Origin of the sequence: Labrenzia sp. R5_0, from assembly GCF_017743835.1 — a bacterium.
GTDB classification, from domain to species: domain Bacteria; phylum Pseudomonadota; class Alphaproteobacteria; order Rhizobiales; family Stappiaceae; genus Roseibium; species Roseibium algicola.
Map to the genome: position 1 here is coordinate 850,125 of NZ_JAGHRK010000001.1, position 25,731 is coordinate 875,855.

A 25,731-nucleotide genomic window follows, 5' to 3' on the forward strand; every position below is an offset into this window, starting at 1 on the left:
TTTTGGTCAATACCGAAACACTTGACCGAACCGTCAATCTGGGCCAATTTGCCTTCAAAATTGACCTAATCGTCAATTGAGTAGATTAAATTCATTGATTTCAATGAATTGCATCCGTTTGGAGGTTTCTGTGAAACTGGACTCAACACTTTCAGCCATCGTGACAGGCGGTGCATCCGGGCTCGGAGCCGCCACCGCGCGCATGCTCGCGGCCGAAGGCGTCAAGGTGACGCTGTTCGATCGCAATGCCGGTCAGGGGGAACAGGTCGCCGCAGAAATTGGCGGCGTCTTTGCCGATGTCGATGTGACTGACCAGGCGAGCGTCGAAGCCGGTTTCGAAAAGGCGCGCGCAGCCCACGGTCAGGAGCGGATCCTGGTCAATTGCGCCGGTATTGCACCTGTGGCGAAGACGACGTCTCGCGGCGAACCTCACCCGATGGACATGTTCGAGAAGGTGATTTCCGTCAACCTGATCGGATCTTTCCGGTGCCTGTCGATTGCAGCAACGGGCATGGCCGCGCTGGAGCCCGTCACGGCGGACGGTGGACGTGGTGTGATCGTTTCCACGGCTTCGGTTGCTGCCTTCGATGGCCAGATCGGTCAGGTGGCCTATGCAGCCTCCAAGGCAGGGGTCGCAGGAATGACGTTGCCTGTCGCCCGTGACCTTTCCAAGTCAGGCATTCGTGTCATGACGATCGCACCGGGCATCTTCGAGACGCCCATGCTGTTGGGTCTGTCACAGGAGGTCCAGGATTCGCTTGGCCAGCAGGTTCCGTTCCCTTCGCGCCTCGGCAAGGCGACTGAATATGCGAAGCTGGTCAAATCCATCTGCGAAAACGACATGCTGAACGGCGAAACCATTCGTCTTGACGGCGCAATCCGCATGGCACCCCGCTAACACCGCTGTTTGCGGGGGCTGTCGGAGCGGCATGAAGAACAGATCTATCCGGTTGGTGGCTGAAAGGCTGTGGCCGGATAGGTTGTGTCAAAGTCCTCCAAAGTCATACTTTTTCATACGCATGATCGGAAATCCCTTTTAAGGTTACGCGACTGTTTCTGCCACATCAGGCGGAACAAGGGCTTAAGGGGGAATTCCGATGGCGGAAAATATGCACGAGCTTGCTCCGCATCATCTGCCGCCTTTCATACCGGCTGCGGACGGTGGTGATTGGCTTTTTACTGTGATGCTGGTCGTGCTGATTTTCGGCGGGATCCTTGTCGGGGTGTTCTATCTGCACCTGCATTCGATCCCCGAACGGCTAGCCCACAAACATGGGCGCATGCAGTTCGAGCTTGTTGCGGTCCTCGGCCTTCTGGCTCTTTTCACACATAACAACATCTTCTGGGTCGCAGCGCTGCTGCTTGCCTTCATTCAGCTTCCCGATTTCTGGACACCGCTGGAATCGATGGCCCATTCCCTGAGCCGTCTGGCTGGAACGGGTGGTGTTTCGTCCGAAACCTTGGTCGAGCATGACCTCGAGCAGGAAGAGCAGGAGCTGGAACCCGGCATGAGTGCGTCGGACCAACCACCGCCAACTCCAACCGGGCATTCCACTGCATCGACAGCCGAACAGGAGAACAAACATGTTTGAGCTCCTGTTCTGTTCCCTTCTCACCATATTGCCCGACTATCTGATCCGCAGATATGTGCAGGGCAAGCGCATCGGCCGGGAAATAACGCTCTATTCGGTCTGGTTCGAGCTGCGCTACGGCATCGTGCTGTGCCTGATGCTGACCGTGTCCCTGATAACGCTGATTTTCTATTTTCATCCAACGGCAACCACGGCGGTTTCGACATTCCGGACAATTCCGATACTGCCGGAAAGTTCCGGCAGGGTCGTCGAAACCTTCGTGCCGCGTGAGCTTGAGGTGGACATCAAGGCAGGTGACCCGATTTTCAAGCTCGACAGCACGCGTCAGGAAGCGGATGTCGTGACTGCGCAGCAGCAATTGGTCGAAATCCAGGGAGAGCTCGCACTGGCGCAGAGCGAACTGGCTGTTGCCAATGCCCAGACCGAGCAGGCGCAGGCAGCACTGAAGCAGGCGCAGGACGAGCTGGACACGAGGCAGGAGCTTTTCACCCGCAATGCCAATGTCGTGAGTGAACGGGACATCGAAAAGCTGCAGAACGCAGTGGATGCGCGAACCGGCGCACTGCGCGCGGCGCAGTCCAACCAGGAACTCATCCAGACCAAGATCACGGTATATCTGCCCGCCCGCCTGAAAAGCGCGGAGGCCAGATTGCACGAGGCGCAAGTGGAGCTGGAGAAGATGACTGTCTACGCCGGTGTGGACGGCACCATGAGCCAGTTCATTCTGCGTCCAGGTGACATCGTCAACCCGATGATGAGGCCTGCAGGCGTGCTAATTCCCACGGATGCACAGCGAGAGCGAATCGTTGCGGGTTTCGGCCAGATCGAGGCCCAGGTCCTCAAGGAAGGAATGGTGGCGGAAGCGTTCTGCGGAGCCGTACCTTTCACCATTATTCCGCTGGTCGTGACAGAAGTGCAGTCGCAGATCGCTTCCGGGCAGATAACAACCTCAGGCCAGCTTTTTGATGCCGCTCAAAGTGTGAAACCGGCAACGATCACCACCATGCTGGAACCGCTTTACGAAGACGGTCTGGCTGACTTGCCGCCGGGCGCAATTTGCACGGTCAACGCCTACACCAGCAATCATGACCGTCTGTCGTCGGGCGAACCGATTGGAACCGGTGAGTTCATCTTCCTGCACGTGGTCGACACGGTCGGTCTCGTCCATGCGATGATCATTCGGCTTCAGGCGCTGCTGTTCCCGATCCAGACGCTGGTGCTGACGGGCCACTAGAACAAAAACATCCCGGCGGGACGGTGGGAAACCGTCCTGACGGGGGGCGTATCATTCACTTCGTGTAGCTGACCACTTCAAACTCGATGCCATCGTCATCGTCGAAATAGAATCTGCGGCCCGGCTCGTAGTCGCCGTGATTGTGCGTGTGATAGCCATCGGCCTTGATCACTGCTTCGGTTGCGTCGATGTCGTCGACGACGACTGCGATGTGGTTGAGGCCTCCGTGGTGGCTGTAGCTGTCTCCGGAAACCTTGCTGGTTGTACCAGGCGGTGAATAGGCTGCTACGTAGCTGGTTTCGTTGCCGATGTGATACGTCGTGCCGCCGCCAAGGCTTGCACCTTTCCAGCGAACCTTCCAGCCGAACCAGCTTTCCAGACGTTTGGCGGTCGCTTCCGGGTCACTGACCGTGACGTTCACATGTTCCAGGAATGCACTGCTCATCTCGGTGTCCTTTCAGGGTTTGACCTTTTGTGGACACCAGACATAATTCCTCAACCTTAGTTGAGGTCAAGAGAGGCGAGGCGATATTTTGACGAAGGTTATGAAAGGCACCGATCTTCTAACCATCGGGGATCTGTCCGAGCGGACAGGGCTGTCCGTTTCGGCGATCCGGTTTTACGAAGAGAAGGGACTGGTGCACCCAAGCCGGAACGCTGGCGGTCAGCGGCGATTTTTAAGGGCTGACATCAGGCGCCTGTCCTTTGTACTGGTCGCGCAGGAATTCGGGTTCTCGATTGCGGAGATCGCGGCGCAGCTCCAAAGGTTGCCGGAGGGGCGGGCACCGACCAAGGCGGACTGGACAAGGATCAGCAGAGATTTCCGATCTCACCTTGATCGGAAAATCGAACGGATGACCGCCTTGCGCAACAAGCTCGATGGCTGCATCGGCTGCGGATGCCTGTCTATGAAAACTTGCCAGCTCTACAACGCAGGAGACGCGGCAGCCAGCAAGGGACGTGGGCCCCGCTTTCTCCTTGGCGATCGTCCGGATTTCGCCAGGGACTGACTCACAAGTGGCTTTGGGAAAGTTGCCGGGACGCCAACAGGCTGTCCCGGCTCCTGACTTCACCTGTTGTCCAGTTGAGCCCTCACACGTTTCAGACCCAGCGGTGTGATCCGATACGGGCCGCTGTTCCTGGAGGCGATCAGCCGTTTGTATTTCAGCTTATGGAAAAGCTGTGGTGAGCAGCCGCCCCAGAACCAGCCTTCACGGGTGACGGTTTCATGTTTGATGACACGGCCATCCTCATCCTTTTCCAGAAGGATATAGCCGCCTTGAGCCAGCAGGTGCAGGACCCGCTGCTCGGCTTTGGAAATGTCCATTGATTTGAATTTGCCTGAAAGTATGCACAGATCTTCAGTCACCGCAGCTAATCGCCTGCAGTGCTGATGTGACTGGCCCCGACTGACGTCAGCCGGGGTCTACCGGGACTGTTGCAATCCGCGCATAAAACCTCTCAGTTGGTGGGAAGGCCCTTAGCACACGCTGCCAAACGCGACAACGCGCCGAGGCTCAATGCAGTGGTGAGGCTGGGTGATTTACAGAGGCTGTTGCAAATCTGCTGCGATCTGGAAACGCAGGATTTCGATTTCCTGGTTCGACCGGGTGAAAACGCTTCAGCTGTGTTCAGCCGGCCAGTAGCCGTTGTCCGGGTTGCGGGAAACCGCAATGGCCTCGACATCCCGCGAGCCGCAGGAAGCGCAAGTAAGTGTTTCGCTCAAGGACGAGACTTTCTGGTCTCCGGTGAACCGTGAAAAGTTCATGTAACGGAACCGGCCACAGTGATTGCACAATATGGCAAGGCGTCGATCGGTCTTGAAGAGGGTGTCGACTGTTGGGTCGTCTGTTTCAATAGATGAGAGTAAAGTCATGGCCTTTAAAACTTATTTTAAGGAATGGAAGCTGCCAGAGGCAATGCATGTCAAATACTTGTATTAACAAAAGTAGCACAGAGTTTTGCTGTACAAAACCGTTTAAATTTAGGTGAGCTGAGGGTCATGTCCCGGCCTCTTGCCAGGGAAATGGGACTGTTTCATTCAATTACATGGCTTTACGGCCAACTGCTGAGATGAGACTGCAGCAATTTGCCGCCGGACTAATGTCCTTAAACTTGGAAACCGGCTCGCATTTTGTCCCGCACAAGGCTATGAGGAAGCCATGATGACGCTTTCAGAAACCTGGTACGACCTCTTCGGCCTTGCTGGCCTGCTCAACCCGTTTGCGCTGCTGATCGGCGGGTATCTGGGGTGGAAGGCCGACCGGCTGCAAAAGCTCTGGATCGCGGGATTCGCGGCGGCAGCGCTGACGCTCATTCTGGATGTGGCGATTGGCGCGCTGCCCGTGCCGCAGCCTTTTGCGCATGATGCCGGTGCGCTGGCTGTCTTTCCGTTCCGCTTTGTCGGCGGTTTGATTGCGTCTGCCGTGACCTATTGGCTCAGCCGCCGCGTGAAGCGCGCCTGAAGCCGGTGCTGCCGCGTTTTCAGCTGTCGATCCAGCTGTTGAACAGGGGAGCGTTGGGGCAGTTCGGCAGGGCTTCATCCGCGCCATCGGGATGGCTTTCAAGCCAGGCACGACAGGCTTCGGTTTCGCTGCAGTTGATGCATCGATAGGCGGCAGACCTTAACGCCGCACCCGTGTGCACACCGGTCGGGACGTGGTTCATCGCGCCGATTGTCTCCAGCATCCTGCCCATCAGTTCCGCGCGCTCGTTGAGGCGATCCATCCAGTTCAAGCCGTTTCTCCTTCCGACGGGACATGTGCAGACATTGTCTGCCAAGGCCTTCTGTCTCTTGATGCCGCTCTGGTTTCCGGCACCGGTTATGAAGGACACAATGCAGCAGAAACACCTGCGTTACCTTGATCAGGGTCAACTCTGGGCAAGCATTGCGAAACCAGCCATACTGCAGGTTCATGATTCTGAACCCCTGCCAGGCCGCCTCCTGCAATTCGGAGCGCCGCAACACCTGGAGACGGTGGGATGGTTGAAACGGTAAGCGCCTCGCCGCTGCCCCAGGCAACCGGCAATGGCACAGTAGCTCAGGGACTTGAGCCGGGAACGGAACTCAAGGCCAAGGTTGAGGCAAACCTGCCGGGTGGTGTGGTGCGCCTTGCGACACCCGACGCAAAGCTGGAGCTGCGCGTTCCCGCACCACTTCCTGAAGGCGGCGAGGTTACGGTTACCGTCAGCGGCTCCAAACAGCAGCCTGCGATCCTGATCACCGTGGGCAAGGAGCAGCCGCAGCAGCAACCTTCCGCGCCGGCGACAGCTTCTCAAGGTCAGGCGTCGCAAGCCCAAGCATCCCAAGCTCAAGCACCCCAAGTACAGGCGTCAAAAGGCCAGACCGGCCAGGCTCCTGCGCAATCCGAATCCGGAGCGCCCCTGCAACCGCAACCTTCAACGGCGACCGCCTATCCGCGGCCGTCGCCGGTTCTGGCGCATCTGGTTCAGGTCCTTTCGGTCAACACGGCTCCGGGCCAGACTGCCGGCAATCCCCAGACCTTGCCGCAAACACCTCTGCCGGGGGCGTCTTCGCCAACCAGCGCTCCGCCGGCGGCCGGCGGCGTGCAGCCTCCGGCTTCAGGAAACGTCGCAACCGTTCAGCCTCTTCCGCCGACAGGAGCATCTGGACAAACAATCGCTGGAGCGACACCTCCGGCAGCGGTTTCTCCGCAGAACTCGGCGCCGACGCAGCCTGCTGCTGCCCCGTCCCAGGGGGCCGCACCTGCGCCAAATGGCCTTTCGGGTGGGGCCGCGCAGCCGCAAGTCGCTACCGCACCACCGGCGGGCACGCCATCTTCCGGGATCTCTCAACCGGGACAGCCTGCACCTCCGGCAGGGACTGCGGCCGGACAAGTGCCGTCGGGGGGAGGCGTACCTGTTACGGCTGCTACCGGACAAGGTGCGGCGAGCCTGTCGGACCTAACCGGTGGACAACCGGTTTCGCAGCCGGCAGCAGTTGCCTCAGCGGTTACAGGCATGCCCACGCAACCCGGAACATCGGTGAACCAGCCCGTAGCGAACGCTGCCGCAGTTTCACCTGCCGCTGGTTCTGTTCAGGCACCACCATCCACGCTTTCAGCAGGCACGCTGGCTACGCCAGCACCGCCGCCTTTACAAGGTAACCCGGCAGCTCCAGTGGGGGCTGCTTCAGGAAACGCGCCTGCGCCTGCCACAAGCGTCCCTGGTGTGCAAAGTGCAGTCCCCGGAACGTCGCCCGGTCAGGTTCCGGCAGGTGCAGGGGCCGGAGCGCCCGTATCAAGCACGGTGCAGGCAAATCCCCAGTCGGGAGGACCATCGGGACCAGCGCCTGTCCAGGGCTCGCAATTGGCATCAACCGTCGCGGGGGCTGGTGCCAACTCCGCTTCTCCTCCAGCTGCAAGCCTGCCTGGCACAGGCGTGCCCAATCAAGCCACAGGGCAGTCAAACGGCGCATTTCAGACAGTTGGAGGACAGCCCGTAGTTCTGACGCGAACGGCGATCCCTCAGACTTATCCTGCATCCGTTGGTGCATCCGTGCCGACTGCGGGAGCCCCGAACCCAACCGCGCAGGCTTCAGGGGTGGGGCAGCAGCCTGCCAATAAGATTGCGGAATTGCTGAAGCAACCGCTCAGTGAGCAGCAGGCCGGCCTTGGGAGCCTTTTCGCCCAGATCGGAAGCCTGATGTCCGCGCAGAACAGCGGGAACGTTTCTTTGCCGGATCCCGTGGTCAAGGCAATGCAGCAGATCCTTGGTCTACGCTTGTCGTCTGCCCAGGCACCGACTGCGCAGGATCTGCAACAGGCCGTAAGATTGTCCGGACAGTTTCGCGAAGCACAATTGTCCCTGCCTTCCGGAGCGCAGCCGCAGGGCCAAGTCGCGCTGCCGGATTTGAAATCCGCCCTTTTGTCGTTCAAGGCACTGCTTCAGCAGTTGGGTGCCCGCTCTGAAATCACCCATCCCGCAGGACAGCCTCCGGCGCCATCCCGGCATGGTGCACCACAAGGCCAGGCGCAACAGACCAGCAGCGGGTTCTGGGCTGGAGCTGCTTCGCAAAATCTGCAGGCACTTCTGAAGGAAACGGATTCGGCCCTGGCGCGCCTGCGGCTGACGCAGCTCAGCAATACGAAACTGTCCAGAGACGATGGACCGCGCGCAGCGTCCCGTCCGATGGATCTTGTGGTTGAGCTGCCGCTCGCGTTTGGCAATGAAACGGCCGTGATGCAAATGCAGGTCGGCCGCGATGGGGCCGGAAACCAGGAAGATGATGATGGAGAACCCGGCTGGCGGCTGCGGTTTGCACTCGATCTGACCGCGACAGGGCCGCTGGAAGCTGCCATCAGTCTGCGCGGCGGCGGTACCTATGCCAGCTTGTGGGTGGATCGCAAGGAAACCTTCGACAGCCTGAACGCCGTTCGCGAAACCATGGAAGCCGCTTTTGCCGATGCGGGGCTGGACCTTCAGGAACTGCGGCTGATCCGGGGGCTCCCACCCAGAACAGCGGCCAAATACGGCGCATTGATCGACAGGCAATCGTGAGACGGAACCGGCAATGAGTGAAAAGGACAAATCCGGGAAGAAGCTTGCGGTCGCACTGCAATATGAGAACGAGGGCGCTCCCGTTGTCACTGCCAAAGGCGCGGGCTCCATGGCTGAACAGATCGAACGTCTTGCGCGGGAAGCAGGCGTGCCGATTGAACAGAACCCGATGATGGCGGAGGCCCTGTCGCAGATTGAGGTCGACCAGGAAATTCCGATCGAGCTTTATCAGGCGGTCGCCGTGCTTATCGGCTTCATCATGCGGACTGGCCAGGCCAAGCACCCGCCGCAGGAATGATGGTGCAAGGCCGAGTGTTGTCGCGCTGACAAAGCAATTGCCACTGTGACCTTCCGTTGCACGCGTGTTGGTCGTGCTTCCTGGCTCTGGAAATGATCAGGTCGGGGGTGGCATTACGCTCGTCCGTGACGGCACGGATGCTTGTTGCAACGCTTCGCAATGGGCGATTGCTAGGCAGGCAGACAGGAAAGGCGCGTCCTGCTGTGCGAAAGCTGACGCTTCAGGCAAGGAAAACCTTGCAGCCAGGACAATTCCCGACTAGGTCATCAAACGGCTACAAATTCGCGCCGCAGCATGTCTTTCCAGCTGGTTGATCAGACGCGAAATCAAAACGAACAGGATTTTTGACGACTATGACGATTGTCGACGTACGCACACCCGATCCGAAGAAATTCATCAAGGGCGCGACGGGCGATTGGGAAATCGTGATCGGTATGGAAGTCCATGCCCAGGTCACGTCCGAAGCCAAGCTCTTTTCCGGCGCCTCAACGGAATTCGGCAAGGACCCCAACGATAACGTCAGTCTCGTGGACGCGGCCATGCCGGGCATGCTGCCGGTGATCAACGAGGAATGCGTGCGTCAGGCGATCCGCACCGGCCTCGGTCTCAAGGCCGAGATCAATCTGAAGTCCGTGTTCGACCGCAAGAACTATTTCTATCCGGATTTGCCGCAGGGCTACCAGATCTCCCAGTTCAAGCAGCCGATTGTCGGAGAAGGCAAGATCCTTCTCGACATGCCGGACGAACAGGTCGAGATCGGTGTGGAGCGCCTGCACCTTGAGCAGGACGCCGGCAAGTCTCTGCACGACCAGCATCCGACCATGTCATTCGTCGACTTGAACCGCTCCGGCGTGGCGCTGATGGAAATCGTCTCCAAGCCGGACCTGCGGTCTTCCGACGAGGCAAAAGCCTATCTGACCAAGCTGCGCACCATCCTGCGCTATCTCGGCACCTGCGACGGCAACATGGACCAGGGGTCCATGCGCGCCGATGTCAACGTTTCCGTCCGCCGTCCGGGCGGTGAATTCGGCACGCGCTGCGAGATCAAGAACGTCAACTCGATCCGCTTCGTCGGCCAGGCCATCGAATATGAAGCCCGCCGCCAGGTCGCACTTCTTGAAGACGGCGGCTCCGTCGATCAGGAAACCCGCCTGTTCGACGCCGTGAAGGGCGAAACACGGTCCATGCGGTCCAAGGAAGAAGCGCATGACTACCGCTATTTCCCGGATCCGGACCTGCTGCCGCTGGAGTTCACGCAGGCGTTCGTCGACGAACTGGCACAGCACCTGCCGGAACTGCCGGACGACAAGAAGAACCGCTTCATGGGCGACTATGGCCTCACCGCCTATGACGCCGAGATCCTGATTGCCGAAAAAGCTTCTGCCGATTTCTTCGAGGAAGTCGCCAAGGGCCGCGACGCCAAACTGGCGGCAAACTGGGTGATCAACGAACTCTTCGGCCGCCTGAACAAGGAAGGCAAGGACCTTTCGACCAGCCCGGTTTCCGCGGCGCAGCTCGGCGGTATCGTCGATCTGATTAAGGACGGTGTCATCTCCGGCAAGATCGCCAAGGACCTGTTCGAGATCGTATGGACCGAAGGTGGCGACCCGGCGAAGATCGTCGAAGAACGTGGCATGAAGCAGGTGACCGACCTTGGTGCGATTGAAGCCATCGTCGACGAAATCATTGCCGCAAACCCGGACAAGGTTCAGCAGGCAATCGCCAAGCCGGGTCTTCTCGGCTGGTTCGTCGGCCAGGTGATGAAACAGTCCCAGGGCAAGGCCAACCCGCAGGCCGTCAGCGACATGCTGAAGCAGAAGATCGGTCTGGAGTAAGACCATGACCGGTGAGGGGACAGCGCCGAAAGTCGAGCTGCCCATCACCGGTTCCTGCCATTGCGGGGCGGTGTCTTACGAAATGAAGACACCGCCTCGACACGCCGTTGAATGCAACTGCTCCATCTGCCGCCGACTGGGCACCATCTGGGGGCATGGCGAAGCTGGCGATATCGAGATCAAGGCTGCTCCCGGAGCAACGCTCAGCTACGTCTGGGGCGACAAGGGACTGGCTTTCCACAGCTGCAACACTTGCGGCTGCACCACCCACTGGCAAAGTCTGTCGGCTGAGTTTCCTGGTCGGTTGGCAGTCAACCTCCGGCTTGCACCTCCTGGAACCATCGAGGCCATCGGGCTGCGTCACTTCGATGGCGCGGATACCTGGACCTTTCTGGACTGAAGGAACATTGCGTGCTCTGATCGGGCCGAAGCGCTTTTGCGCACGTAATGCCATCCACACCCGGGAGGAGCAATGAACGAGCATCTTGCTAGCCTTTTTCTGGCTCTCGGCATCTTCTCTCTTGGTTTCATCAGCATTGGACCAAACATCCTCGCCATCATCGGGACGTCGATGGAACGCGGTCGCAAGTCCGGCACCCAGCTCGCGTTGGGTGTAGGCGCAGGCTCCGGTCTATGGGCAACCTTCACGGTTGCCGGACTGACTGCCCTGATTGCCGCTTATGCCCAGGCCGTTATCGTTCTGAAGATTTTCGGGGCGGCCTACCTGTTGTGGTTGGCATTCAAGGCATTCCGTGCGGCTTCAAGGCCGGCCAACGCAATGCATGTGACCGGTGCAAGGGGACGCAATCTGTTCCTGCAGGGGCTCGCTATTCAGATGACCAACCCGAAGGCGGCACTGCATTGGATCGCGATTATCGGGATAGGCCTGGGCGCTGATACGCCGCTATGGGTCGGTCTGCTGCTGATTGGCCTGAGTACGGCAATTTCCATCATCGGGCACGTCGCCTATGCAGTGACGTTTTCAACCGCACCCGTCATCCGCTTCTATCGGCGCAGTCAGCGCTGGATAAGTGCAACGCTGGGCGTCTTCTTCTCCTTCGCAGCCTACAAACTGGCTACATTCCGGCCTTGAGCGGAAAGACCTCGCTGCCGGCTGCCTGCTTCAAACTTTCAGGACAATGTCCACTGAAGCTCAGTGGACATAACTGTTCAGTTGCCAACAGGTTCTCGGTGACGTTCTTTTGGTGCGCTTGGTTCAGATCCGGTCTGCGGCCTCCGGGGCAGGTGAGCGAAACCGCTTGGGCAGTGCTGCGAGCAACATCACCGTTGCGACACATGGTATTGCAAACAGTACTGCGGTTGCGCTCATTGAGGCTACGCCACCCGTTTCAAGCATCCATCCGCCCACGAAGGTACCGAGTGCAATGCCGACATTGGCGGCTGCAATGTTCATGGATGCCGCGAAACTCTTGTGATCAGGCCCTGCCGTCATCACGCGCACCTGCGACAGCACGAAGCCGGCAGCGTGGGCCATGCCCCAGGCAATCAGGACGACTGTCAAAAGCAGGATGGGAGCAGTCGCCAGAAGGCCGAAGGCCATGGCTCCGCCTGAAACAAGCAATGGAACGACAATGGCGCCGGCCAACGCATGGTCGGCAGTCCTTCCTCCGACCCAGTTCCCGGCGAGGCCGGCTGCACCGAAAACCAGCAGCGCGATGGACATCTGATCTCCTTCAAGTCCGGCGTTGGCCAACAGACTGGTGAGATACGAATAGCCAGCGAACATTGCCGAGAAAACGCAGACAGACAGAAAAAGCTGACAGAGAAACGATGGACGGCGAAGCAGGGAAAGCGCGCTGGCTGTCTTTGCCTGGAAAGGTGGCAAATGAAGCCTCAGATTGACGACCAGCAGAACCACAGACAACAAACCAAGACCTGCGACAGGGGTTTGCCAGCCAAACCGTTCTGCAAAGAATGTTCCGCAAGACGGCGCCAGGACAACACCGAGCGTAACGCCGATATAAACTTTCGCGACGCCTTTGCCGGCGCCATACACCTGGGAGAGATGAGAGCTTGCGAAACTGATGTAGACCGGCAATGCCGCTCCCTGAGCGACCCGGAGAGCGGCGGCAAGCTCGAAATTCGGCAATACGATCAATATCAGGTTGGCGGAGTTGGGCAGCATCATCCAGCCGAGCACCTTCGCCGGAGACGTATCAGACAGATACGCGGAAAGAAACGGCGCGGCGAGGGCGGAGCCAATGGCAAACCACGTCACCAGCCAGCCGGATTGCGAGGGTGTCATGTCCAGCTGCGCCGACATTGCAGGCGCAAGGCCGATGACGACGAACTCCGTCGCCACCAGCACCAGTGCCGACAGCCCGATTGTCAGGGCTGTGGCTTTGGAAGAACCTCTTGTCATCAAGCGTTGGCACCATTGTCGATCAACCAGTCCGCTCCTGTAACAGACTGTGCAGCGTCCGAGGCGAGAAAAGCGACAACATTGGCAATTTCTTCAGGCTGTGCATAGGCTTGCCGTGCCATGAGCGCCCGTTGCCCGTCGGCAAACGGACCGTCGGCAGGGTTCATGTCCGTATCTGTGGAGCCCGGATGCACGGCATTTACCGTTATCCGCCGGGAGCCGAGATCACGCGCAAGCGCATGGGTCAATCCGGTGACACCTGCCTTGGTTGCGCTATAGGCCACCAGTCCGGCCATGGGCGCCTGAGCGGCAAGATTACTGCCGATCGAGATGATTCTGCCGCCGTCCGGCATGTGCGTGACCGCGGCTTTTGATGCAACGAACACTGCACGAAGATTGACCGCCAGGGATGTGTCGAAGTCCTCCAGGGACAGTTGGTCGACCGGGCCGACGAGAAAGACGCCGGCGTTGTTCACCAGAATATCGATCTTTCCGAAGGTGGATGCAGCCTTGTTGATCGCGTCCTGCAACTCATTGGCCTTGCTGTTGTCGGCGCGAATGGCCAGTGCCTTGCGGCCCGTCTTTTCGATCGCCGCAACCGTCCCTGCGGCTGCATCCTCGTTTGACGCATAACTGATCGCTACATCAGCTCCATCCTCGGCGAGCTTGCGGGCGATTGCGGCGCCGATGCCCCGGCTTCCCCCTGTCACGAAGGCTGTTTTTCCAATCAATGTCATCGTCGATTCCTATTTTGTAGTGATTGATACAAAATTAGATGGACTGCTTGTGTTGAAGGGTCAAGTGATTTATTTATCGATCGATACAGAAAGGGTTTGAATGGCAACGAGAGGCCGTCCAAGAAAATTTGACCGGGAAGAGGCTCTTGAACGGGCGATGCGTGTTTTCTGGTCCAAGACCTACGAGGGAACATCGCTAAGCGATCTGACATTGGCCATGGGGATTAACACGCCCAGCCTTTACGCTGCCTTCGGCAGCAAGCAGGAGCTTTTCCGCGAAGCCCTGGCTCACTACGTCGAGAACTATCACAACGGTATCTGGACCGGTTTGGAAGAGGCCCCCTCAATTTTCGATGCGGTCCGGACCTTCCTGACACGCTCTGCAGAAGCCTATTGCATGACCGGACAACCACCTGGCTGCATGGTCGTACTGGGAGCTCAACACAGTTGCACCGAGGACCAGTCCGTTCCGGCGGGCTTGAGTAAGATGCGGAAGAACAATCTTCTCCAACTGCAGGCACGCATCGAGCAGGCAAAGGAGGAAGGTGAACTTCCCGGTGACTTCGATACCGCAGCCGCGGCAACGATGCTCTTCTCGATGCAAACGGGAATGTCGGTTCTGGCCCGTGATGGCGTGTGTGAGGAAGCCTTGCTTGCTGCAGCCGACCAATGTGTCGAGGCTTTCAGGGCAATGGCAAACCGGCCCCGATAACAGCGATTCAGCAAGCCTGTCGCATCCATCGAGGCAGTGTCCGTCAGGCAAGCGTTACAGATTGAGCATCCCTACATTCCCAGGGGCTTTGAAGATGTAATAGCTGCACGATGCACACCACGAACCCGGTGCCTGATCAGTTGTTCCAGGCAGCTCGGTATCTGCGTGACCAGCAGTCATGCCTGGTTGTCAGGTCGGACTGCCTTGTAATTTTGCCCAATATCGAGGCAAGTGCCTCCGTTGTTCGCGCATCATTGAAGTTCAGCTGCAGGTTCATGGCGAACGCCTGCAATTCTTTCCTTTGGCACAAGCCTTGCTCTTCCAACTCTGGTTTGAACCATTGGAAGTCTTTGATGAAGCACGGCCTTGTTTCTCTGGTTGGTATCAATGTCCAACCTTAGATTTTTCGAGATCTACCGGAATCCGGAATATTTGTGGCTGCTCGCCAAGGGCGCATTGATCAGCGCTGCGCTGACAATCGGCGGCGGCATCCTGGGGTTTCTCCTCGCCGTGCTGCTGGCGGCAGTCCGCCACTACAGGGTGCCGGTTCTTGCCCAACTGGCGGCAGCCTATGTCGAATTCATCCGCAACACGCCATTGATCGTGCAGATGTTTTTCGTCGCCTTCGGTTTACCGCTGCTTCTTGGGTACCAATGGCCCTTCTGGGCCCATGCGCTGCTGGCACTCTCCATCAATTTTTCCGCCTATTTTGCGGAGATCCTGCGCGCGGGCCTGGCGTCCCTCGGCGCGGGGCAAACGGAAGCCGCCGATGCGCTCGGTCTGCCGCGCTGGCTCAGCTTCGTGAAAGTGTGCCTGCCGCAGGCCGTTGCCGCCATGTATCCTTCGCTCAACAGCCAGTTCATCTTCCTGTTCCTGACAACCGGCATCATTTCGGAAATCGGCGTGACGGACCTGACATGGGCAGGTCTCTTCATCGACAGCCGGAATTTTCGCTCGTTCGAAATCTTCTTCACCCTGACGGTGATCTACCTGTTGATGTCACTGGGGTTCAAAACCCTTCTGGCGCTGCTGCATGACCGGTTGTTCAAATGGAAGGTGGTTCGATGAAAGACGCCTTCGTCGCCATCCTTGGCAAACCATTCGGCATCGTCCTGTTCCAGCTTCTGGAAGCCACCCAATACACGATCTATCTGTCTCTGATCGCTTTCATCGGTGGGGGCTTGATCGGCGCATGCGTAACTGCTTCGCGGGTCTCACCGGTCAAGATATTGCGGAAGATCTTTACCGTCTACACCTGGCTGTTCCAGTCAGTGCCCTTGCTGATGCTGCTGTTTCTGCTCGGGCTGGGTATTCCGCATCTATTCGAAATCCAGATTGACCCGTGGCGAGCGGCCGGCATTGCCCTGACGCTTTATACAAGCGCCTACCTGGCCGAAGTCTGGCGCGGGGCACTGACGGCCATACCGGCAGGCCAGCATGAAGGCGGCAAGGCGCTGGGCATGACCTTCGCCCAGATCATGTTCCTGATCATTCTGCCACAGGCGTTTCGCCTGGCCATTGCGCCCACGGTCGGCTTCATGGTGCAGATCATCAAGGGCACGTCGCTTGCCTATATCATCGGCTTTCATGACCTGATGACGGTCGGCAAGCGCTGGGCGAACGCGCCCGTGCCGGGCACCCAACCCTTCGTCATCTATCCGCTGATGGCGATGATCTATTTTTCTCTTTGTTTCCCGTTGTCTGTGTGGTCGCGGCGCCTTGAAAAGCGCCTCGGGTCCACATCGTCCAAGGGCGGGGCTGCCGCCGCCGCCTGACAAATCGCGCTTCAAGAACAACCGAAGGAGGGTCGCGTAATGTTGAAAAAAATTTTGGGGCTGACAGGCTTGGCAGTGTCTGCCGTATTGATGATTGCTAGTCCTGCATCTGCAGAGCTGAAGGACATTCTGGAAGCCGGCAAGATCAAGATTGCTACACCGGAGAATTTTCCGCCTTTTGGCTCGCTGGGCAGTGAAGGCGAATATGAAGGCTACGATATCGACGTCGCAAAGATGATCGCGGAAGATCTTGGCGTGGAGTTGGAGCTGGTGCCCGTCACGTCCAAGCAGCGCATTCCGTTTCTGGAAACCGACAAGGCCGATCTCGTGATTGCAACACTCGGCGCCAATCCGGAACGCGCAAAGTCGATCTGGTTCTCTCACGCCTATGCTCCGTTCTTTTCCGGAGCCTTTGCCAAGCCTGACGTGGCCGTGTCCACCATCGCGGATTTTTCCGGCAAGAAAATAGCCGTGACCAGCGGCACGCTAGAAGATCTGGCAATCACGGCGGATGCACCGGAAGATGCGGAGATCATCAGGTTTGGCGACAACGCGGCCACCATTGCGGCTTATGTTTCCGGCCAGGCCGACGTTATCGTGACCGGTAACATGGTGGCTTTGGGCATTTCCAATGACAACCCGGACTTCAATCTGGAAAACAAGTTCATCATCGCCAATTCGCCGTCTTTTATCGGTGTGAAGACGGGTAACATCGACCTTCTGCAATGGGTCAACGTTTTTGTTCTGCACAAGAAGCTGAACGGCAAGCTGGGCGAGCTGTCAGAGAAGTGGCTGAAGACGCCGCTGCCGCCTTTGCCTGCACTTTAAGGCCTGCCGGCTGATCGTTTGAAGCGCGCGGCGTCGAGCCGCGCGTTTTTGTTTTCGCAAGGGAAAATGCGAGGTTACAGGCTTCTGAAAATCTAGTATCCCCCTGCCATGATGTTTCGCAGTTCGACCGCCGGTACAGGGCCGGCTCCGTTTTATGCCACGCCCCTCGGGGTCTGGGGCGTCGTCGCCCTTTGGGGGCTCGCGCATATCCTGCTGAGGGCGTTGAACACGCCCGTCCTTGGTACGGACGATATGTTCGAGAACGTTCTGGTGCAGACGCTGGAGCCCGGTTACATGCTGCGTCAGCCGCCGCTTTACGAGTGGCTGCTCTGGTCTGCGCAGCAATTGTTCGGCCCTACAATCTGGGCAGCGCTTTTCGTCAAATACACCCTGATCTCGATTGCCGCGCTTTTTCTGTTTCTGATCGCACGCAAGGCCATCCACGACACGCGCCTTGCAGCCCTGTGTGTCTTTTCCTATTCGCTCTTCTACCAGTTCGGCTGGAACCTTCATGAAGGCGTCACCCACACGGTGGTGTTGACTGCAGCCTGCGCCATGAGCGCCTTCTTCTTCCTGAAGGCGCTGGAGACGCAGCGGCTCGGCTACTACGTGCTGTTTGGCATGGCGGCCGGGGCCGGACTGCTGGGCAAGCATTCCTACCCGATTTTTGTACTTGCCCTGATCCTGGCGGCGGCCAGCGACCCGGCATGGCGCACCCGGCTGCGCCTTTCCGGCCTGTTGCTGGTGCCTTTCGCGGCGACACTGATCTACAGCCCCTATGCCTATTGGATCTTCAGCGAAGGGCTGAAGCTGCTGGCATCGGTTTCCGACACCATGGGCGTCAGTGCTGAAACATCGCATCTGATGCGCGCAGGCGAGGGGCTCGGGAAACTTGCCTTCGGACTTGTCGGTTTCTCGGTTCCGCTGGTCCCGCTGCTGCTCCTGCTGTTCTGGCCGCGCTATCTTGGCCGCAAAAAGCCCGAAACACCTGCCGTGAGTGACGCAGCGCGCCTGTGCGGGCGCACGGTTCTCCTGATGATCCTGCTGACGGCGCTGATGATTGCGATCACCGGTGCGACCTACGTCAAGGAACGGCACATGCACCCGCTGCTTCTGCTGCTGCCGGTGTGGCTGTTTGCGGACCTGGAACGCTTCGGATTTGAAAAGCAATGGCGCTGGCTGACGGCCGTTGTTCTGGCGGTTGTCGCGGTTGCCTTTCTCGCCCGGGTGCCCGGGTTGGTCGCGCCGGACAAGACATGGTGCGGCGGCAAGTGCCGGCACATGAAGCCTTACGCGGACTTGAAGGCACCGCTGGCTGACCTGGGAGCAGCCGACGCCACACTGATTGCCGATGATGGCTATACCGGCGGCAATCTGAGGGTCTTGTTTCCCGATGCCCGGCTTGTGACCAAGGCCATTCCGGCCAGAACGCCACCGCGACAAAGCTGCTTCTTCATCTGGGAAGAGGGGGACAAGGAGCCGGACACGTCTGCAATGGAGCGCTTCAGTCAGGTCGCCTTCTGGGATGCCGGCGAGGCGCTTGAGGCAACGTATCTCACCGGCGCTTGGCCGCATTTGTGGAAGCCGCCCGGCTGGCGGACAAGCTGGTGGGGCGTAGCGAAGCTCCCGCCCGAGAGCCCAATCTGCCGCTGACCGTAATCTTTCCTGACCAAAGGCGCGAACCGAAGATGCCGGACACATTTGCCTCGACTGTTTCCATCGAAAAAGCTCGCCCGGAGCACCTTCGCGAGATCGTCGCCATCATCAATGCGGGGGCGACCAGTGTTCGCAAGGACAGGGAATTTGCCGACTGGCAGGACTACCGCCCGGCATTTGACGCACTTGTCGCCGCACCCGAGTGCGATATCTACGTCGCGCTTGGCGAAAGCGGAGAAGTGGTCGGCACTTTCCAGATCCATTTCATGAAGGGGCTCGCCTTCCAGGGGCGTCCGAGGGTTGAACTGGAAAGCGTTCACGTGCGCGCAGACCAGCGCGGCACCGGTGTCGGGCGGCTGATGATGGCAAGGGCTGAAGACCTGGCACGGCAGGGCAACGCCTGCATGGTGCAGCTGACGTCGAACAAGGAACGCGAAGGCTCACATCACTTTTACAAGCGGCTTGGCTACGACCAGAGCCATCACGGCTACAAGAAGATGTTCGTCTGAGCCATCATTGATCAGTCGGTGCCTGGCGCGCTGTGCCTTGATGGAACCGTAACTGCCAGGCTCCGTCTCGTCTGCTCCAGATCGAACTGCGGTTTGCCCTTTCAACGTTATCAAGCGCACGCCTGACCTCACTGACATAGATCATGAGAACCGAATTCGTGTCGATCACGGTGAACTTGAGGCCGGGCAGGGGCAGGCGTACGTCGATAGGCCGTGCGGCACGCGCGGGCAGGATCAGGTCTTCACGCGGATAGATACGGCCGGATCGGCCGAACTCAAAAAAGTCATCCGCAAAGATCCGGTCCATCAGGACGGGGTCGTAACGCGTTTCCGCTCGCCACAGGCTTTCCTCCAGTCTGGTGAGCGTTTCGATATCGTCGGGCGTGAGGCACGTGTCAGACATGGATCCGGGCCGAGCTGGTGAACCGGCGGTGTCAGTCGACCCGTCGCCAGGTTTCCTTTTCGCAGACATTGAAAACGACGCGGACGCAGCCCTGTACTTCCAGGGCGGAGGCGTTCTTCGGGCGCAAGGTGGCATCCGCGCTGAAGCCGCGACGCGGATCATAGACCCGGCCTTTCCAGCCATCTTTCTGTGGTGCCATGCGCCAGAGCACGGTCAGGCCGAGCACCTTCCGTTTGCGCTTGCTTTCGTCCTTGTTTTTGAGGTCCGGCGTGTTTTCCATGGAATAGCCTTTGGGGGCCGGAAACCGGACAATCTTGCCACAGGGCACCTTGCCGCATTTTTGTATCTGGATGACGGCACCTGCCGGTGTCAGCCATTTGCCGTTGATGTCCGGGGCTGCAATGGCTTGGCCCCCTGTGCCTGCAAGCAGGAGAGCGAACAGACCGGCTTTCGATAACAGTCTGGAAGTCGGAAACGCAGAAACAAAGAAAGAAACAGGAACCACGATTATCCCCCGTCGCAATGCTGGTGACGACTGCGCCACAATCTCTGACCGGCAATTGCGACGGAGGAAAGGCCAAATCGACAGGATCTGGCGATTTCGGACTTTGTTCAGCCGTTTATTGTTCCCGTTTCCAGGTTTCGCCCTTGCAGATGAGGCCGCCTATCACGCAGCCCTCCAGTTTCAACGCGTTGGCGGACGTCAGCTCGATGAAGCCGGTATAGATCTTGCCGTCCTCGGCGTTATAGACCTTGCCCTTCCACTGGTTTTCCTTGTCGGTGGGTTTCATGGCCTGAACGATCTGTACTCCCAGCAGCGGGCGGTCCCGCTTGGCCGCGTCCGGGTTCCTGGTGTCGTTTCGCGGCTCCCGCAGCCATATCAGCTTGCCGCACAAGGAACTGCCGCAGGAGCTTATCCGGATCTTGGATGCCCCGTTCGGGCGGACCCAGTCTCCCTTGGCATCGCCTGCGAAAGACATTGTTGCGGATGTGGTGATGATGGCGCCCGCAAGAAGTGCGGACGACAGAATGGTTTTCAGCATAAGTTCCTCCCAAAGCGGAATGCCTTCCGTTTACGGAAAGGGAATGTATAGCCCGGGAAACGTGCTGAAAAGCCGTCACCCAACGTCAGGTCGTCCGAAAATCCTCCTGAACGCCGAAGGGAGGTAAAGTCTGGTTTTCTGAAAGGAAGGGAACGAAATAAAGTCGGACAAAGAATTGTGGAAACGAATCCATGGTGAATAGAAGGTTGATGGGCCTTGTCAAATTTTCGGAGAATGTGACTGATTAAAAAGGGAAAATCGCAACCATATACTTACCGCAATATGAATTTCAGACTTATTTAAAATTTTGTTTGCATTGCGTTAAACCTGTCTTTTAACGCCCCTTTTAACTGCTGCTGATGAAGTAGACCTCAAGAAACAACGGGGAAAGCTTCACGAAAGCTTGTGTTTCTTAGATCGGTCCTTGCCAAACCATTGTGTTCAGCGAAGTGACCGGTTGGCAGTAGGGAACCGGAACGGTGGATCCAGAAGGATCGGAGCTGTTCCGCAGAAGTCAGACAGACGAAAGGGGAGCGTTATGGCTCGTTTTGAAATGCACTCGGCCGATATGGCCATCATGGGCGAAAAGCCGGTTACCGCGGACATCCTGTTCCAGATGGGTCTGGATAGCGCTTGCGGCCGTCACGGCATGACCGATCTCATCACAGCGCACAAGTGGTTCAACATTGCTGCTCTGAAAGGCAACAAGGACGCAGCTCGCTACCGCAAGGAAATTTCCGGTGAAATGTCCACTTCCGAAATCGCCGAAGCTCAGCGGTCGGCTCGTGAATGGCTGTCGATGCATTGAACCGGATCAAGGCTGCCGGCCGAACGGCACCTGAACCGGTATCCACAACCTGACGCGGCAGCACAGTTTTCTGCCGCGTCCAGTTTCCGGCCCCTTGCCGGGACCGCTCCAGTCAATGGATCGGCGCCAGACCGTACTCATCCCAGATCGAGCGGTCGATTGGTGCACCAAGGGCATATTCGAACCCGCTGACGATCTTGCCGCTGGCGTCCAGCCGGCATCGATAGGCGATCTCGTACCAGACCCGGTTGCTTCTGAGGGCTCCGGCGGGCACAACAATCATATCTTCCTGCTGAAATGAATTGCGGAAAGCATGTGGCGCAAGCCGTGTCGGCTTGAACCCCGGCCGTGCATGACGAACTTGCTCCATTGCCTCCAGCGCGCAAATCTGCTCGCGGCCGTCTTCACTGGTCAAGGTTGGCAGAAACTCGCGTGCCTGTGCGGAGCGTGGGTCGTTCAGGACATCATTGGCAAAATAGGCATTTGCAATAACCCATTCCTGCTCGGGCCTGGTCCTCGAAGAAGATGGGTCCGTGGGCGCGGGCAAGATGGCATTCGAAGAAGGCACCTGTTCCGAAGGCGCGTTCGAACCTGACAACGGATCAGCAGTGGATTGCGGGGAGACTGCCGCAGTTTGCGACTGGCTCTCGTCGGTTTCTTCCAGCGCGGTTTCCAGCAGACTTGGCGGCAGGTATTCGGGAATGATCTCGACGGAGACAGGCTCGGGCGGCTCTGGCAGGATCGTCCGCCACAGCGCCGCATCGCTCAACAACGCATAGAGCGCAAGGTGCAGCCAGAGCGCACAGATCCACGGAAACCTTTCCGCGACAAACCGTGTCAGATGCGTCGGAGGGGCGAGCTCGGCTATGGCATTTCTCCGATACCCGGCCAAGTTGAAGAATGTCCATCGCACCAGAGGACTGCGGCTGAATTATGAAGGGGAAGACGGGAACTGGGTCTGTTCCCGCGGACGGCGGCAGGCCAGTCAATCATCATGCGAGAAGGGTTTGAGACTTTCTGGTAGCGCGATGAACCACCTCTGGAAAAACGTTCCCTAACCCAACAGCCTGGCAGAAGCCCGAGGCAGAAGCCTGGTCAGTTTCTTGCGGGTGCGAATTTTCCGTTTCGACATCTTTCCGCGCATTATGTCCACTGGCGAAACAGCCTTGGCTCGTCTGAGCGCAGCAGTCCACTCGTCTGTCCAGGCACTGAACTGTTCCGGGTAGCGATCGTCACGCATCGGGACAATTTCGAATGTCGTTCTTGCAGACCGGTTGCACGAGCAGGCGCGCCGCAAATTTTCCCTGAGGGCGTGATTGTCAAAACAGGTCGCGGGTATTGCAAGGAGACTGACCAGAGAAAATGTTTTGTCTGGATGCAGACGCGCCATCATCTCTTCAAAAAGGGTTGTTTCGCTTTTCAGATGCGAAACTTCTGCATGAAAGTCGTTTATCGAATTTTCTTCCGCCACTGCCGCGTTGCGATAGTAAATGAAGGTCGTTTTTTTGCCGGTGTCTTTGATGAGTTTCCTGAACCTGTCAATCCGAACCTTGTACTCGGCCAATACGTCACTGTTGTCGTGTGGATTGGAGTGCAGATGCGCGATTTTCGGGTAGTCCTTGAAAATGAGGAACTTCTCAACCGGATTTATTTGATGCGAGGCGTAAGTATAGTCGTGCTTGCTGGTAAGGCCCTTGAAGTCTGTCGCGATGATTTTCGAGACGTAGTCCAGGCCCGCATCAAGGTTCCAGAGCCAATCGAAGGGGTATTGCTCATGCCTCAGGCCCAGCTTCTTGAGGTTTGTCGCAGCGTCACACCCGCCACCCAGCGAAACAAAAACGTTTTTCAAGTATCACCCAAACCCAAACCCATTGATGAAAGAGGGTCGTTTTGCCGGTGGCGCGCCAAAAGTCAACTCCAAGATGTGACGGTGGCCGGGTGGGGAGGAAAAAAGCGAAACCTGGCGAGCGAATTGCCAAATGATGAACCAACGCCATAGTTTAAAATACAACTACTGATTTTTTGTTTTGAATGCTAAACTTTGCCTAGTGCTCTTTGGCTGGAGGGCTGCAATGCTTAGGATGTGTGGATATAAAACGTTCTATGTTGCTGTTTTAATTCAAATTTTGGTATTTTTTTTGCCGGTCGGCTCGGGATTAGGATGTGATCCAAACGAGAATTGTAATCGATGCTTAGTCTCGAATCCCTTCGGCGGTTGTACCATCCGCGGAAATGATCCGGTCTGTGAGGCGCGTAAGGCCACTTGTCAAGTTGGCGGCGGAGCCATAACGGGCGCAATTTTTACTGGCCCCTTGCAGCAAGGCGGCATTGTGCCTCAAGAAACCATTCAAAAATGCTTAAGTCGACCAGGGGATTGCGCTAAAGAAGTTATAGCCAGAGGCGGCTACGCATTTATTCGCCCTGTGGTCGATGAGTATATTTCCGATTTGAGGAGACAGGCTTCTGGGAAATATTCAAAAATACCGTTCGGTTTACAGCGGCAATTGTCCTCCTATTTCGACTTTAATTTGAACGATGTTAGATTTGCATTCAATATAAATACGAGGCACGGGCAGCATATAACAATAGGTAACGAAATATACTTTACCTCTTATGTGGATTTCTCAAGCTGCTTTGGATACCAACTATTAGCGCATGAGCTCGAACATGTGGGGCAGTATGGGCGCCGCGGAGGTATAGATCCGTTTATTGCGGAATATGTGTTAAAGTCTGTCGGTAAGGTGCTAGAGACGCGAAGTTTTAATGTGCACGATAATGTCGATATTGAGCGTGCCGCAATTTCAAAAGCTGGCTCGGTTGGTTGTCCTGCTTCTCTTCAGGGGCAACCTACACCTACTCCTCCCCTAGGTATTGCTTGTTTGACGCCTTACGGCGCTTGTCCAATGAACGGCGCTTATCCAATTAACGCGCCGTGCATTTGCGGTTCTATGAATGGTCCGATTCAAGGGGTGTGGTTCGATAGCGATAGTCTTGCGAAACGTTGGGCTATCTATCTTGTCTATCCCCTGGCACGGTCATAGATTCTATTGCCAACCTTGCAGAAGCTTTCAACAGCATTCTGGTATGATCGCAATGTGGAACTCAATCGATCTAAGTGTTCTTGTCGCATTTCAATAATTTCCAAAGACGCCTGCTTAAGCCGGTTCTGTAATTCCTCTGGTGTTTCCGGCTTATCAGGAGTTTTTGTTATTGGAAGCATAGGGGGCGGCGCGTTAGTGGGGGTACGGATTGCGAAAAATCGAAAGTCGTTGGCCAGTCTATTGTAGTCGTTGAGATTTGATTGGATGTTTACTAATTGTGTAACGAATTCACTAAATTCATCAACCGCCATGGAGCTAAGAGCTTCAGAGTCAGTCTGAAGATTTAGGAGAGATATTCCAATCGTGGGGACAAACACTGGTTCTGTCTGAATTTGAAGACTGCTTATGGATTCCATAATGGCTTCGCATTCCTGAATTGCTACTTTGAGCAAACCAATCGTTCTTTGTTTTTGGTTCTCAGCTGCTCGCCAGTCATTAAGATATAGAGCTGCAAGAACGCCTACTAGCGTGGTCGTCAACGGGAGTACCAAGAGAGAGATCCAAGGCGTCTCGAAGAAATTTTTTCGTTTGGATATTTTCTTTGGATCAATCTGATCTGAGCAGTCAGCTGGCTGGAGCTGCTTGGATTTTCGATTTTTTGTTGACGTGTTAGTAAAGAAGCCTCGGATGTGTGAAAGCAGAGACACGTTTCACCTCACTTGCAGAGCACCCACTAAATTTGATTAGTTATACAATTTTAGGGTGTGTTTCGTCCATCTTTAAAGGCCAAAATAGTATAGTTCGATAGGCTGTTTTCACTTGACTGTTACGGTCATTTCTTTTGATGGCCCGATAGCAAGGACACTGTGGCGGCAATTGTCCAAACTGCCATCGGCGAATTCTCAACTGTGCGGATGGCGCTCGGTGGAACAACAAGCTTTGCAAAAAGGTCTTTGAGTTGGAGAAAAATACAGACCAAGTCTGATCTTCTCTTACCTGGAACAAATCAGAACCAAACTGCCGGTGTTTTGCAGAAGTCTATCTGCAATTCGGTATCTGTTCTCTGCATGTTCTTGCATGAAGGTGCAGAGCTGCGGGCGTGGAAAACCTACTCTGTAAATCAAAAAAGGGCTTGCTTCCCAAGGCTTCGGGCACTAAACGGGACGGACCGGAGAGGTGGCCGAGTGGTCGAAGGCGCTCCCCTGCTAAGGGAGTAGACGGGCAACCGTCTCGAGGGTTCGAATCCCTTCCTCTCCGCCACTTTCCTTCTTCCCACCTTCATAGTTCTATTTCGCTGCGCTGCAGGTAACCCAGTCTGTGTGCTGGTGTGACGCAAACATTGTTTTGCGAGAATGTG

The 25,731-nt window shown here is 57.0% G+C and carries 29 protein-coding genes and 1 tRNA gene; 19 read left to right on the plus strand and 11 right to left on the minus strand.

The annotated features are described in order from the left end of the window. Positions 1–130: 130 nt before the first annotated feature. The 3 genes from J7447_RS03940 to J7447_RS03950 all read left to right on the plus strand — a co-directional run bounded on the left by J7447_RS03940 (position 131) and on the right by J7447_RS03950 (position 2,826). On the plus strand, positions 131–898 hold the full coding sequence (locus tag J7447_RS03940) for an SDR family NAD(P)-dependent oxidoreductase (protein ID WP_031268094.1): 768 nt from the start codon (positions 131–133) through the stop codon (positions 896–898). 199 nt (positions 899–1,097) lie between these two features. After that, the gene (locus J7447_RS03945) at positions 1,098–1,592 is read left to right on the plus strand and encodes a hypothetical protein (protein ID WP_209168806.1); all 495 of its coding nucleotides are present in this window, start codon (positions 1,098–1,100) and stop codon (positions 1,590–1,592) included. Next, on the plus strand, positions 1,585–2,826 hold the full coding sequence (locus J7447_RS03950; RefSeq protein WP_209168808.1) for an HlyD family secretion protein: 1,242 nt from the start codon (positions 1,585–1,587) through the stop codon (positions 2,824–2,826). Before J7447_RS03945 ends, J7447_RS03950 begins: the two co-directional genes overlap by 8 nt. Positions 2,827–2,881: 55 nt before the next feature. On the opposite strand, the gene J7447_RS03955 is transcribed toward J7447_RS03950, so the two are convergent. Next, entirely contained in the window at positions 2,882–3,271 is a 390-nt protein-coding gene (locus tag J7447_RS03955) for a VOC family protein (RefSeq protein ID WP_152507120.1), read from the minus strand. 100 nt (positions 3,272–3,371) lie between these two features. On the opposite strand from J7447_RS03955, the gene soxR reads away from it, so the two are divergent. Beyond that, the gene (soxR, locus tag J7447_RS03960) at positions 3,372–3,836 is read left to right on the plus strand and encodes a redox-sensitive transcriptional activator SoxR (RefSeq protein WP_055658778.1); all 465 of its coding nucleotides are present in this window, start codon (positions 3,372–3,374) and stop codon (positions 3,834–3,836) included. 59 nt (positions 3,837–3,895) lie between these two features. Here the strand turns inward: soxR and J7447_RS03965 are convergent, their stop codons facing one another. Next, a complete protein-coding gene (locus tag J7447_RS03965) occupies positions 3,896–4,153 on the minus strand; it encodes a YjhX family toxin (RefSeq protein ID WP_022997776.1) in 258 nt (85 codons plus the stop codon). Between the two features lie 835 nt (positions 4,154–4,988). Between J7447_RS03965 and J7447_RS03970 the strand changes: the two genes are divergently transcribed. Then, entirely contained in the window at positions 4,989–5,291 is a 303-nt protein-coding gene (locus J7447_RS03970; RefSeq protein WP_022997774.1) for a hypothetical protein, read from the plus strand. A 19-nt stretch (positions 5,292–5,310) separates the two neighbouring features. Here the strand turns inward: J7447_RS03970 and J7447_RS03975 are convergent, their stop codons facing one another. After that, on the minus strand, positions 5,311–5,553 hold the full coding sequence (locus tag J7447_RS03975) for a DUF6455 family protein (protein ID WP_286189051.1): 243 nt from the start codon (positions 5,551–5,553) through the stop codon (positions 5,311–5,313). A 255-nt stretch (positions 5,554–5,808) separates the two neighbouring features. Between J7447_RS03975 and J7447_RS03980 the strand changes: the two genes are divergently transcribed. From J7447_RS03980 to J7447_RS04000, 5 genes are all read left to right on the plus strand, one after another. Next, on the plus strand, positions 5,809–8,346 hold the full coding sequence (locus tag J7447_RS03980; RefSeq protein WP_209168812.1) for a flagellar hook-length control protein FliK: 2,538 nt from the start codon (positions 5,809–5,811) through the stop codon (positions 8,344–8,346). Between the two features lie 13 nt (positions 8,347–8,359). Then, positions 8,360–8,644, plus strand: coding sequence for an EscU/YscU/HrcU family type III secretion system export apparatus switch protein (locus J7447_RS03985; protein ID WP_022997768.1), 285 nt, complete (start codon positions 8,360–8,362; stop codon positions 8,642–8,644). Between the two features lie 353 nt (positions 8,645–8,997). Next, the gene (gene gatB / locus J7447_RS03990) at positions 8,998–10,479 is read left to right on the plus strand and encodes an Asp-tRNA(Asn)/Glu-tRNA(Gln) amidotransferase subunit GatB (RefSeq protein ID WP_022997767.1); all 1,482 of its coding nucleotides are present in this window, start codon (positions 8,998–9,000) and stop codon (positions 10,477–10,479) included. A gap of 4 nt (positions 10,480–10,483) precedes the next feature. Continuing rightward, a complete protein-coding gene (locus tag J7447_RS03995) occupies positions 10,484–10,879 on the plus strand; it encodes a GFA family protein (protein WP_168687948.1) in 396 nt (131 codons plus the stop codon). Between the two features lie 72 nt (positions 10,880–10,951). Further along, positions 10,952–11,572, plus strand: a complete 621-nt coding sequence (locus J7447_RS04000) for a LysE family translocator (protein WP_209168814.1) — start codon at positions 10,952–10,954, stop codon at positions 11,570–11,572. A gap of 123 nt (positions 11,573–11,695) precedes the next feature. Here the strand turns inward: J7447_RS04000 and J7447_RS04005 are convergent, their stop codons facing one another. Beyond that, positions 11,696–12,862, minus strand: coding sequence for an MFS transporter (locus J7447_RS04005; RefSeq protein ID WP_022997764.1), 1,167 nt, complete (start codon positions 12,860–12,862; stop codon positions 11,696–11,698). Beyond that, on the minus strand, positions 12,862–13,599 hold the full coding sequence (locus J7447_RS04010) for a 3-oxoacyl-ACP reductase family protein (RefSeq protein ID WP_209168816.1): 738 nt from the start codon (positions 13,597–13,599) through the stop codon (positions 12,862–12,864). Before J7447_RS04010 ends, J7447_RS04005 begins: the two co-directional genes overlap by 1 nt. Before the next feature lie 100 nt (positions 13,600–13,699). Between J7447_RS04010 and J7447_RS04015 the strand changes: the two genes are divergently transcribed. The 6 genes from J7447_RS04015 to J7447_RS04040 all read left to right on the plus strand — a co-directional run bounded on the left by J7447_RS04015 (position 13,700) and on the right by J7447_RS04040 (position 19,079). Then, positions 13,700–14,311 carry a TetR/AcrR family transcriptional regulator gene (locus J7447_RS04015; protein WP_209168818.1) on the plus strand — a complete coding sequence of 204 codons (612 nt, stop codon included), beginning with the start codon at positions 13,700–13,702 and terminating at the stop codon, positions 14,309–14,311. Between the two features lie 387 nt (positions 14,312–14,698). Further along, positions 14,699–15,379, plus strand: a complete 681-nt coding sequence (locus tag J7447_RS04020; protein ID WP_062489369.1) for an amino acid ABC transporter permease — start codon at positions 14,699–14,701, stop codon at positions 15,377–15,379. After that, on the plus strand, positions 15,376–16,086 hold the full coding sequence (locus J7447_RS04025) for an amino acid ABC transporter permease (RefSeq protein WP_168693430.1): 711 nt from the start codon (positions 15,376–15,378) through the stop codon (positions 16,084–16,086). The genes J7447_RS04020 and J7447_RS04025 overlap by 4 nt, the downstream gene beginning before the upstream one ends. A 39-nt stretch (positions 16,087–16,125) precedes the next feature. After that, the gene (locus tag J7447_RS04030; RefSeq protein WP_209168820.1) at positions 16,126–16,914 is read left to right on the plus strand and encodes a transporter substrate-binding domain-containing protein; all 789 of its coding nucleotides are present in this window, start codon (positions 16,126–16,128) and stop codon (positions 16,912–16,914) included. A gap of 108 nt (positions 16,915–17,022) precedes the next feature. Then, entirely contained in the window at positions 17,023–18,567 is a 1,545-nt protein-coding gene (locus J7447_RS04035; protein WP_209168822.1) for a glycosyltransferase family 39 protein, read from the plus strand. A gap of 35 nt (positions 18,568–18,602) precedes the next feature. After that, on the plus strand, positions 18,603–19,079 hold the full coding sequence (locus J7447_RS04040; RefSeq protein WP_209168823.1) for a GNAT family N-acetyltransferase: 477 nt from the start codon (positions 18,603–18,605) through the stop codon (positions 19,077–19,079). 4 nt (positions 19,080–19,083) lie between these two features. On the opposite strand, the gene J7447_RS04045 is transcribed toward J7447_RS04040, so the two are convergent. The 3 genes from J7447_RS04045 to J7447_RS04055 all read right to left on the minus strand — a co-directional run bounded on the left by J7447_RS04045 (position 19,084) and on the right by J7447_RS04055 (position 20,525). Then, positions 19,084–19,482, minus strand: a complete 399-nt coding sequence (locus tag J7447_RS04045) for a DUF4440 domain-containing protein (RefSeq protein WP_209168825.1) — start codon at positions 19,480–19,482, stop codon at positions 19,084–19,086. 31 nt (positions 19,483–19,513) lie between these two features. Further along, positions 19,514–19,987, minus strand: coding sequence for a DUF2147 domain-containing protein (locus tag J7447_RS04050; protein ID WP_022997755.1), 474 nt, complete (start codon positions 19,985–19,987; stop codon positions 19,514–19,516). A 115-nt stretch (positions 19,988–20,102) separates the two neighbouring features. Then, the gene (locus tag J7447_RS04055; protein ID WP_209168827.1) at positions 20,103–20,525 is read right to left on the minus strand and encodes a DUF2147 domain-containing protein; all 423 of its coding nucleotides are present in this window, start codon (positions 20,523–20,525) and stop codon (positions 20,103–20,105) included. Positions 20,526–21,063: 538 nt separating this feature from the next. Between J7447_RS04055 and J7447_RS04060 the strand changes: the two genes are divergently transcribed. Continuing rightward, on the plus strand, positions 21,064–21,333 hold the full coding sequence (locus J7447_RS04060; protein WP_022997753.1) for a hypothetical protein: 270 nt from the start codon (positions 21,064–21,066) through the stop codon (positions 21,331–21,333). Between the two features lie 112 nt (positions 21,334–21,445). On the opposite strand, the gene J7447_RS04065 is transcribed toward J7447_RS04060, so the two are convergent. Together J7447_RS04065 and J7447_RS04070 are read right to left on the minus strand one after the other, a co-directional pair. After that, positions 21,446–22,225, minus strand: a complete 780-nt coding sequence (locus J7447_RS04065) for a DUF930 domain-containing protein (RefSeq protein WP_209168829.1) — start codon at positions 22,223–22,225, stop codon at positions 21,446–21,448. Between the two features lie 162 nt (positions 22,226–22,387). Continuing rightward, positions 22,388–23,182 (minus strand): DUF1796 family putative cysteine peptidase, encoded by a 795-nt coding sequence (locus J7447_RS04070; protein WP_209168831.1) that lies wholly within the window; start codon positions 23,180–23,182, stop codon positions 22,388–22,390. Between the two features lie 223 nt (positions 23,183–23,405). Here J7447_RS04070 and J7447_RS04075 point away from each other — a divergent pair, with 223 nt between their 5' ends. Further along, the gene (locus tag J7447_RS04075) at positions 23,406–24,374 is read left to right on the plus strand and encodes a DUF4157 domain-containing protein (RefSeq protein WP_209168833.1); all 969 of its coding nucleotides are present in this window, start codon (positions 23,406–23,408) and stop codon (positions 24,372–24,374) included. Here J7447_RS04075 and J7447_RS04080 read toward each other — a convergent pair. Then, positions 24,353–25,081: a hypothetical protein gene (locus J7447_RS04080; RefSeq protein ID WP_209168835.1), complete on the minus strand. Its 729-nt coding sequence runs from the start codon at positions 25,079–25,081 to the stop codon at positions 24,353–24,355. The two genes, J7447_RS04075 and J7447_RS04080, sit on opposite strands and share 22 nt — an antisense overlap. Before the next feature lie 463 nt (positions 25,082–25,544). Here J7447_RS04080 and J7447_RS04085 point away from each other — a divergent pair. Then, positions 25,545–25,634: transfer RNA gene (locus J7447_RS04085), tRNA-Ser, on the plus strand. The last annotated feature ends 97 nt before the right edge of the window (positions 25,635–25,731 follow it).

Coding starts and splice junctions, on each gene's coding strand:
- J7447_RS03945 (WP_209168806.1), top strand. CDS start 1,098: ATGGCGGAAAATATGCACGAGCTTGCTCCGCATCATCTGCCGCCTTTC.
- J7447_RS03950 (WP_209168808.1), top strand. CDS start 1,585: ATGTTTGAGCTCCTGTTCTGTTCCCTTCTCACCATATTGCCCGACTAT.
- J7447_RS03955 (WP_152507120.1), bottom strand. CDS start 3,271: ATGAGCAGTGCATTCCTGGAACATGTGAACGTCACGGTCAGTGACCCG.
- soxR (WP_055658778.1), top strand. CDS start 3,372: ATGAAAGGCACCGATCTTCTAACCATCGGGGATCTGTCCGAGCGGACA.
- J7447_RS03965 (WP_022997776.1), bottom strand. CDS start 4,153: ATGGACATTTCCAAAGCCGAGCAGCGGGTCCTGCACCTGCTGGCTCAA.
- J7447_RS03970 (WP_022997774.1), top strand. CDS start 4,989: ATGATGACGCTTTCAGAAACCTGGTACGACCTCTTCGGCCTTGCTGGC.
- J7447_RS03975 (WP_286189051.1), bottom strand. CDS start 5,553: ATGGATCGCCTCAACGAGCGCGCGGAACTGATGGGCAGGATGCTGGAG.
- J7447_RS03980 (WP_209168812.1), top strand. CDS start 5,809: ATGGTTGAAACGGTAAGCGCCTCGCCGCTGCCCCAGGCAACCGGCAAT.
- J7447_RS03985 (WP_022997768.1), top strand. CDS start 8,360: ATGAGTGAAAAGGACAAATCCGGGAAGAAGCTTGCGGTCGCACTGCAA.
- gatB (WP_022997767.1), top strand. CDS start 8,998: ATGACGATTGTCGACGTACGCACACCCGATCCGAAGAAATTCATCAAG.
- J7447_RS03995 (WP_168687948.1), top strand. CDS start 10,484: ATGACCGGTGAGGGGACAGCGCCGAAAGTCGAGCTGCCCATCACCGGT.
- J7447_RS04000 (WP_209168814.1), top strand. CDS start 10,952: ATGAACGAGCATCTTGCTAGCCTTTTTCTGGCTCTCGGCATCTTCTCT.
- J7447_RS04005 (WP_022997764.1), bottom strand. CDS start 12,862: ATGACAAGAGGTTCTTCCAAAGCCACAGCCCTGACAATCGGGCTGTCG.
- J7447_RS04010 (WP_209168816.1), bottom strand. CDS start 13,599: ATGACATTGATTGGAAAAACAGCCTTCGTGACAGGGGGAAGCCGGGGC.
- J7447_RS04015 (WP_209168818.1), top strand. CDS start 13,700: ATGGCAACGAGAGGCCGTCCAAGAAAATTTGACCGGGAAGAGGCTCTT.
- J7447_RS04020 (WP_062489369.1), top strand. CDS start 14,699: ATGTCCAACCTTAGATTTTTCGAGATCTACCGGAATCCGGAATATTTG.
- J7447_RS04025 (WP_168693430.1), top strand. CDS start 15,376: ATGAAAGACGCCTTCGTCGCCATCCTTGGCAAACCATTCGGCATCGTC.
- J7447_RS04030 (WP_209168820.1), top strand. CDS start 16,126: ATGTTGAAAAAAATTTTGGGGCTGACAGGCTTGGCAGTGTCTGCCGTA.
- J7447_RS04035 (WP_209168822.1), top strand. CDS start 17,023: ATGATGTTTCGCAGTTCGACCGCCGGTACAGGGCCGGCTCCGTTTTAT.
- J7447_RS04040 (WP_209168823.1), top strand. CDS start 18,603: ATGCCGGACACATTTGCCTCGACTGTTTCCATCGAAAAAGCTCGCCCG.
- J7447_RS04045 (WP_209168825.1), bottom strand. CDS start 19,482: ATGTCTGACACGTGCCTCACGCCCGACGATATCGAAACGCTCACCAGA.
- J7447_RS04055 (WP_209168827.1), bottom strand. CDS start 20,525: ATGCTGAAAACCATTCTGTCGTCCGCACTTCTTGCGGGCGCCATCATC.
- J7447_RS04060 (WP_022997753.1), top strand. CDS start 21,064: ATGGCTCGTTTTGAAATGCACTCGGCCGATATGGCCATCATGGGCGAA.
- J7447_RS04075 (WP_209168833.1), top strand. CDS start 23,406: ATGCTTAGGATGTGTGGATATAAAACGTTCTATGTTGCTGTTTTAATT.